The sequence below is a fragment of the Deinococcus murrayi DSM 11303 genome (assembly GCF_000482805.1).
GTDB classification, from domain to species: Bacteria; Deinococcota; Deinococci; order Deinococcales; family Deinococcaceae; genus Deinococcus; species Deinococcus murrayi.
This window is the reverse complement of sequence record NZ_AXWT01000038.1, coordinates 7,501-14,845: the sequence shown is the minus strand read 5'-3', so window position 1 is coordinate 14,845 and position 7,345 is coordinate 7,501. Positions and strand designations below refer to the sequence as shown.

Sequence of the window (7,345 nt, the reverse complement as noted above, 5' to 3'; positions counted from 1 at the left end):
GGGGGCGAGCCTGAGTCTCTAGTCCTGACCGTCCAGTTTTCGGGGAGCAGACCAAGCGGACGCCTCGAAAGCCGCTACAGGTACAGCAAAGACCTCAGTTACAACACGTTCCCCTGGCCTGACCGCGCCGCCCTGAAGCCCGCGCAGGTGGCCGCCGTCGAGAGGGCCGCCCGTCAGGTGCTGGAGGCCCGCGAGAAGTACCCCAGCAGCACCCTCGCCCAGATGTACGACCCAAACTTCATGCCCGCCGAACTTCGCACCGCTCACAACGCCCTTGACCGCGCTGTAGAAGCCCTATACGGCCTGAAGGGGAGCAGCACGGAGGCGCAACGCCTCGCCCTGCTGCTGACCAAGTATCAGGAGCTAGTGCCAACGCTGGAAAGCCAGGCCACACCGAAACGAGTCCGTAAATCACGTACCACGAAAAGCTAATTTATGGATGCAGATTTAGATTCAGGAAGCCAGACAGAAATAAAATCCACTGCTCTTCCAGAGCATCCTAAATTCGACGAGGTTAAGCGGTACGAGAAGATTTATGAGTTTTCAAAAGAAATGTTCTCTTATTCGGAAAATGTGATTAAGAGTCTAGAAGAGAAATCTCGAAATAACTTGACTGCTGCAACCGCAATCATGGGATTTGCATTTTTGATTAGGAAGCCTCCAGAGATAGCAACCTTAAAATGGTTTGACCTTTTGGCTATAATTCTATCTGCTATCTGCGTAGGCTACGTTTATTATTTTCATATTCAAGCAGTCAAGCCAAGGGGCGTGAAAATGCCCAGCAAAAAGCAGCTTCGGGAGTTGAGAGAGGAAACAAAGTACCCCAACGGAGTTCTGAGAAGCAATTTTGAGAACATACAAGATTTATATGGTTGGAATCTTGAACTGATTAAATGCAAAGGTGAATGCGTGAATAATCAGCAGAAGGTCTTGGGTGGAGTGCTGTTCCTTGCCCTGATTTACATTGTTCTGAGCAAAGTTCCCGTCTCGGCTCCCCAAACTGGTAGCCTAAACTCGACATGGCCAACGACGAACGCCCCCAGCAGCAACCCAACCCCCAGCCAGATCCAGACGCCCGCCCCAAGCCCGACTACATCGACGTCCACAAAGGAACAGACATCAGGGAAGGCAACAACGGTCCCCGCCCCCGCGACCGATCCGGTGACAAAGAGCGGGGCAGGTAAACCCTGAATTCGACCCTGACACCCGGCACTGCGCTGGGTGTTTTTGTTCCCAACACTTCCAAGCGGGGAACGCGGAGGCCCGGAACCTCCCCCTGCTGCAAGTCAAGAAAACCCAGCATCGTTACTGGTAAGATGTTGCCACTATGCGAACGGTTCAGTTCACTCTCCGGCATTATCTGGCCGCGCACGGCCTGAGCGCCTACCGACTGGTCCAGGCGGCGCGCGGGCGGGTCAGCGAGCGCACCGTGTACGCCCTCGCGCGGGGTGAGGCGAGCCGCGTTGACCTGAGCACCCTGGGGGCCGTCATGAGTACGTTGGAGGAGCTGACGGGCGAGCCGGTCAGCCCTGCCGACCTGCTGCAAGCGGTCACGGTGCCGGGGCCTGACCGCGAAGCGCGGGCGTGGCTGGACGGCGATGCCTCGCGCCTGGGTGAGTTCGAGCCGTACGACTGGGGCGGCGCAGACCCCTACACCCTGGGCGAGCCGGTGCGGGTGGGACCTGACGGTGAACTCGCCATTGGTGGCGAGTGACGGTGGCCCTGACGCCCGGCGCGGTGTTCGTGGCCGACTTCCCCGAACATGACCCGAGCGGGCATGAACAGGAAGGCCCCCGCCCTGCCGTCCTGGTCGGGCTGCCCACCAATGCCGGGCGACCCCGCTTCCCGGTGCTGATGCTCGCCCCAGTGACCACCTTCCGGGGGCAGGCGTGGGTGACGGCGGCCCCTGACCTGTATCCCGTGCTAAGGGCCGGTGCGGGTGGGCTACGTGTGGATTCCATCGCCCTTATCGACCAGACACGCGCCCTCGACGCCTCACGCGTGTCCCGCTACTTAGGCACCTTGACCCCGGAGGAGTACGCCCCGGTTCACGCAGCGGTGCGGCTCATCTTCAGCGTGTGACACTGCTGGAGCAGTGGGGGGACACGGCAACAGAAAACATCTGTTTTTGACGTGTTACAGTTCTTGAACGCCCCGATGCGCCCTGTAACATGTACGGGTGATCCTCCCCGCCGTCGCCTACTACCGCGTCTCCACCGCCAAGCAGGGCCAGTCTGGATTGGGACTAGAGGCCCAGCGCGCCGCCGTGCTGACCTATGCCAGGGCACAAGGCCTGGAGCTGATGGCCGAGTTCACCGAGATCGAGACCGGCACCCGTAAGCGGGCACGGCCTGAGCTGATGGCCGCCCTAGAGCGCACCCGGCGCGCGGGCGGGGTCCTGCTGATCGCCAAGCTGGACCGCCTGGCCCGCAACGTCGCCTTTGTCGCTTCCCTGATGGAAAGTGGCGTGCGCTTCGTCGCCGTAGACATGCCCGAGGCGGACAACCTAACCATTCACGTCATGGCCGCCGTGGCCGAGCGGGAAGCCGCCCTGATCTCCACCCGAACCAAAGCGGCTCTGGCCGCCCGGAAGGCCCGTGGGCTGTCCCTGGGGAAGCCGGAGAACCTCACTCAGAAGGCCCGGCAGGCCGGAGCTGCCGCCACCCGATCAGCGGCAGTCAACGCCATGAGAACCGCCACGGCTTACGCCCGGAATCTGCGCAGCCAGGGCCACAGTTTGCGAGAGATAGCAGCTCATCTTCAGGGTCATGGCTTCTCTACTCGCCAGGGCGGCAACTGGTCAGCAGTACAGGTTAAGCGGCTGCTCGACAGAACGAAGCCAACCACCGAGAAGGATTAGCTCCCCAGGCCGTAGGTTACGCGCTCGCCCCAGCGCCCGCCCGAGCGCCGCCCATGCGCCCGAGCGTCGCCCGCCCCCCGAGCGTGTCATCCCCAGGTTATCGTACAGAACGTGCAAACAGTCACAGAGAGGGGCGAGCGCGTCCACTACGCGCCCGGTGACGTTGCCGCCCGCCTCGGGGTGAGCGGTTCGACCTTCCGGCGCATCTCTGCGGACTATGAACAGGTCTTTGAGTCGCTGCCGAGGGATGCCCAGCACCGCCGACTCTGGACGCCAGAAGCCACCCAGCGGGTCATGGCCGCCCATGAAGCCGTGAGGGACGGCCACGCCGAAAGCACCCGCGCCGCCCTGCTTGCCATCCGCGAAGGCCGCGACCTGGTGCGCCTAGTGGACGTGCCCGCCCCCCCGGACGCAGGGCGGGCGTTGGAGAAGCTGGACGACCTAGCCGCCCAGGTGCAGCGCCAGGGCGAAGGCATCACGGCCCTACTGCGCGGCCTCGATGAGCGAGACGCCGAGATCGCCGCCGCCCTCCGCGCCCTGGGGAATGCCCAGCAGCAGCAGGCCCAGGCGCTGCGTGAACTCCGCGAGGAAGTACGCGCCCGCCCTGCGCCTGCCCCCCCGAGCGCCACGCCGACACCCCGCCCCGCGCCCCTATTGGTGCGACTGTTGCGGGCCTTGTTGAGGCAGTGACGCCGGGAGGGTTATCCCCCGGTCACGCTCTGCCAGATGCCCGCCATAAGCAACACCAGACCGAGCAGCCACCGCGCCCACAGGGGGAGCCTCACCCACATCCGCCACCACAGCGCGTATTGACGCCCCCGGCCCGGCGACACCTCGCGGAGGGTGGTAAGAAGCTGGGTTCTTCAGGGAGAGGAGATGGACGTTTTGTGGGCACTGCTGGACCTGGGCCTCCGCCAGGGTCGCTGCGCTGGCTCGCAAAAGGGCTAGACAGGAAGGTGCTGGTTCACCTGGCCGCTCTGTTGCGTCGCGCTTAGGCTGCGGCCCGCCCTAAATCCAGCCGGGTGGTCATGTCGAGACGGAAGATGCCGTACGGATTCACGTGCTGGTAGATCAGCGGCGTCAGGCCCCGCCAATCCTCCGCGGTCATCCTTTCCCGCCACTGGTCGTCCTCCAACACGCGCTGGAGCATCAAGGTGTTCACGTACACCAGGCAGTTCTGCACCAGGTGCAGGCACAACATGCTGACCTCCTGATCCTCCAGCCGATTGGTGCTGATCTCACCCCCCTTGCCGTAGAACACGAAGTCCGTCGTCGCGTTCCAGTTCTCCACGACGTTCAATCCCTCGTGGATCTCCCGCCGCAGGGCTTCATTCCCCAGGTACTCGCACAGGAAGATCGTCTTGATCACCTTGCCGAGTTCCTTCAAGGCCGCATACACCGGATGCTGGGCATTGGCCTGCGTGAAGCGCCGCAGGATGGACTCGGGGTCTGCGAGCCCCAGACGCAGCGCGGTCGTGTACTTCACCATCGGCTCGTACTGCTGTTCAATCAGCTCCCACCGGATGGCCCGTTGCGCGGCAACGGGCTTCAGCAGGGGAAGCTGTTCACTCAGCGCGAGGTCCGGCAGGTACAGCTTCTGCCCGGCAATGTCCTTGAGCCGTGGCAACAGGTCAAAGCCCAGCAGGTGGGTGAAGGCGAAGCCCACCTCGCTCTGGCCGTGGGAATCCACGTACTGCCGCTCCACCTCCATCTCGGTGCAGTGCCTCAGGACGCCCTCGATCATGGCGGCCACCTCGGAAGAAGAGCAGGTCTTCAGGAGCGAATGAATGCAGGTGGCCTTGCGCTCGACGTGCCAGTAGATCATCACGCCCCGGCCCCCGTAGCGCACCGACCACTCGGTGCGCAGGTTGCCGTCCCACGCCCCGAACTTCTTGCTGTCCGAGGCACACGCCGTGGTCCCCTCGCCCCAGAGGTCGGGGCGGCGCGCCGCCAGGATGGCGTTCACGAGCTGGGCGTTGGCCGCCCGCAGGCCCTCGCGGGTGATGTACCGCTTGCGGACATAGCGCAGTTGATCGGGGGTGATGGTGTCGCCGGAGGCAACGCGCTTGAGGCCCATGTTCGTTCCCAGCCCGAACAGGCACAGCAGGAGGCGCTTCTGCGCCTCCGCCCGGGGAAGAATCTCCCGGGTCAGCACGCTGCGCAGCAGGTCGGTGAAGCCCACGTCCAGGTCAGCCTCCTTGAGCATGTCCAGCAGGCCGGTGCCCGGCCACTGTCGCCCCAGCTCCCCTTTCATCGCCCCCAGGGTGGGCGGCTCGGGCTGCGGGTCCAGCGGCGTCACACCGAAGCGTCCCCCGTCCTTGGAGACGACGCGAACCTTCTCGTTTTTCGGCAGATCCGCATGGAAACGCACCAGGGCGTCATGGAGCCGCTCGCGCAACCCCGTCACGAACTGGGTCGCCTCCTGGGGCTGCTTCAGGGCCGCGAAATATTCGGTCTTCTGCTGCTCGAAGTCCGCAGGTAGATCGGCGTCCGGGTCGCGGTAGCGGTCGGCGCCTACCACCCAGACCTCCCGGCAACGCAGGGCGTCCCGCAAGGCGTCGAGGACGCAGACCTCGTAGTTCACCCGGTTCAGCCGGACCTCGCCGTCCTCGTTCGTCTCCAGGATGAGGTCCTGCATGTTCCTGGCGATCACGCCCTGCACGGGGATTTCTTCAAAAGTGGAATAGTTGAGCGCCTTGCTGTTCAGGTAGCGTTTGACGAGCGCCAGGGCGTCAATGACAGGCTGGTGTGCTGAATTATTGGAGCGGAACTCCAGAGCGGTGAGCAGCCCCGGGGTCATGCGACGGTAGTGCTGCTTGTATGAGGACCGGAGGTGCATATGCACCTCTTGGCGGTACGACCCTCTGGCCCGGAACTCCCGCAGCAGGTCGCGCAGACGCTCCTCCCCCATGACGGGGAACAGCACCTCCCGCACCGTCCCTTCGGGGTTGTCCAGTGCCGCTTCCAGCAATCTCTCGAACAGGCGGTCCTTACCGGAGGTCTTCTTGATATTGGCCAGGATGCGTTTCTCGACCCGCCGCTCGGCCCGGGCGCCGATCTTGTGGACGGTATGGATGAGGTGGTCCACTAGTGAGTCCGTGATCTCGCCGAGCCGGAGCTGAACGAACGCGGCGAGCTGGGTCGCCCGGATCGCCTCCGGGTGGGCGCGCAGCTCGCTGGGTGTCTCTACCCCCGTTCGCTCCCGGTACCGCCGCTGCACACCGATAGGCACGCCCTCGAACAGCCCTCTCGGCAGGCCCACAGCGCGCAGTCGCCCCAGCTTGGCGATCTGCTGCTCGACGCTTTCCAGTCCCGGCCTGCGGGAGTCAGTCCGCAGCGAATGGATCAGCGAGGTTCGGTCGGCCTCGGGCTCGTCTTCGTCCGCGACGGTGGCTCGCAGTAAGTCGTCCAAAGCCTGGACCCGAGCTGGGTCCAGGCGGGAGAAGACCAGCCCACACAACTTCGTCTCGAAGGTGCGCTCCGCCGAGGCCAGGTGGCGCTCCAGTTGCGCGTGGGTCGGTGGCTCGATTCGTGAATCCCGCAGGTGATCCAGGGCCAGAGCTTTCAGTTTCAGAAGGTCCTGGCGCTCTTCTCTGGGCAGGGCGTGCTCGCACATCCAGTCCACGAGTGGCGGCACATCCGCTTCCGCGAAGGCCCGGTAGCCGCAGAACTCGCGGATCAGGGCGCGGTGGGTGGAACTGCTGCGCCCCCGCCAATCGTACCGCTCGAATTGCGTGACCTCGACGCCCACTTGACGAGAGACGAACTCCACGGCGGCCTGGGGAACGTCCCTCATGCGGGCCGGGAATCGGCCCTCGTACTGGAAGGCTTTGAGCATCACCGCGAGGCCAAGGCGATTGGCCTCCTGGCTGCCCGCGAGGAGAGCCTGCTCGGTAGGAAGAAGGGTCCAGTCGTCGATCAAGTCCTCAATGGTCCAGTGTTGGTGCACGGAGTCTCCTTGAACGATGACTGTTTAGCTGTTCAACGGGTCACATCAGCAGGAGTCAACACCCTGGGAAAGACGCAGGTTGAAAGGGGGCGCCAGTTGCGACCGCCGTCCTCACATGACCCGGGCGTGCGCCAGCATGTCCGCGATCAGTCGCGTGGTGTGGTCGTTCGCCAGCCGGTAATACGCGATCCGCCCCACCTTCTTGAAGGTCACCAGACCCAGCGCCCGCAGGTGGCGCAACTGATGACTCATGGTGGACTCGTTGATCCCCGCGATCACCGCCAGGTCGCACACGCACAGCTCCTCCAGCGCCAGCGCGGAAAGGATGCGCAGCCGGGTGGGGTCGGACACCACCTTGGTCAGGGTGGTCGCGCGCTCGATCAGCGCGTCATCCGGTAAGGCCGCCTCCACCCGCGCCACCGCCTCCGGGTGAACGCAGTGAACCTCGCAGTCCGCCGCGCGGTCGGTCTTGGGTTCAGTTGTGGTGGTCATACTCCATTCTCCCGCAGAGCGGCCTCCAGCAGGGGGCGCTGGTC

9 protein-coding genes (1 of these 9 cut by a window edge) are annotated in these 7,345 nt (G+C 64.1%); 6 read left to right on the top strand and 3 right to left on the bottom strand.

Features of this window, described 5'->3' with window-relative positions; genetic code table 11:
- The 6 genes from H565_RS16605 to H565_RS15745 all read left to right on the top strand — a co-directional run.
- Window positions 1-432: type IIL restriction-modification enzyme MmeI (locus H565_RS16605; protein ID WP_051363497.1), on the top strand; the 432-nt coding region annotated here is incomplete at its 5' end.
- Window positions 433-435: 3 nt separating this feature from the next.
- Entirely contained in the window at window positions 436-1,191 is a 756-nt protein-coding gene (locus H565_RS16385) for a membrane protein insertase YidC (protein ID WP_157468934.1), read from the top strand.
- 136 nt (window positions 1,192-1,327) lie between these two features.
- Window positions 1,328-1,714 (top strand): helix-turn-helix domain-containing protein, encoded by a 387-nt coding sequence (locus H565_RS15755; RefSeq protein ID WP_051363496.1) that lies wholly within the window; start codon window positions 1,328-1,330, stop codon window positions 1,712-1,714.
- Window positions 1,711-2,082: a type II toxin-antitoxin system PemK/MazF family toxin gene (locus H565_RS15750; protein WP_027460669.1), complete on the top strand. Its 372-nt coding sequence runs from the start codon at window positions 1,711-1,713 to the stop codon at window positions 2,080-2,082. Before H565_RS15755 ends, H565_RS15750 begins: the two co-directional genes overlap by 4 nt.
- Before the next feature lie 97 nt (window positions 2,083-2,179).
- The gene (locus tag H565_RS0108530) at window positions 2,180-2,860 is read left to right on the top strand and encodes a recombinase family protein (RefSeq protein ID WP_027460668.1); all 681 of its coding nucleotides are present in this window, start codon (window positions 2,180-2,182) and stop codon (window positions 2,858-2,860) included.
- Window positions 2,861-2,971: 111 nt separating this feature from the next.
- The gene (locus tag H565_RS15745) at window positions 2,972-3,550 is read left to right on the top strand and encodes a hypothetical protein (RefSeq protein WP_051363495.1); all 579 of its coding nucleotides are present in this window, start codon (window positions 2,972-2,974) and stop codon (window positions 3,548-3,550) included.
- Window positions 3,551-3,851: 301 nt separating this feature from the next.
- Here the strand turns inward: H565_RS15745 and H565_RS0108515 are convergent, their stop codons facing one another.
- From H565_RS0108515 to H565_RS0108505, 3 genes are all read right to left on the bottom strand, one after another.
- Complete coding sequence (locus H565_RS0108515) at window positions 3,852-6,809, bottom strand: Tn3 family transposase (RefSeq protein ID WP_027460667.1); 2,958 nt, start codon at window positions 6,807-6,809, stop codon at window positions 3,852-3,854.
- A 111-nt stretch (window positions 6,810-6,920) separates the two neighbouring features.
- The gene (locus H565_RS0108510; RefSeq protein WP_017871621.1) at window positions 6,921-7,301 is read right to left on the bottom strand and encodes an ArsR/SmtB family transcription factor; all 381 of its coding nucleotides are present in this window, start codon (window positions 7,299-7,301) and stop codon (window positions 6,921-6,923) included.
- Window positions 7,298-7,345, bottom strand: the 3' end of a protein-coding gene (locus H565_RS0108505; protein ID WP_025567292.1) for a glutaredoxin family protein. Its footprint extends 207 nt past the window's final position; 48 of the gene's 255 nt are visible here — the last part of the coding sequence; its start codon lies off the right edge, out of view; the stop codon is at window positions 7,298-7,300. Before H565_RS0108505 ends, H565_RS0108510 begins: the two co-directional genes overlap by 4 nt.

Coding starts and splice junctions, on each gene's coding strand:
- H565_RS16385 (WP_157468934.1), top strand. CDS start 436: ATGGATGCAGATTTAGATTCAGGAAGCCAGACAGAAATAAAATCCACT.
- H565_RS0108510 (WP_017871621.1), bottom strand. CDS start 7,301: ATGACCACCACAACTGAACCCAAGACCGACCGCGCGGCGGACTGCGAG.
- H565_RS15755 (WP_051363496.1), top strand. CDS start 1,328: ATGCGAACGGTTCAGTTCACTCTCCGGCATTATCTGGCCGCGCACGGC.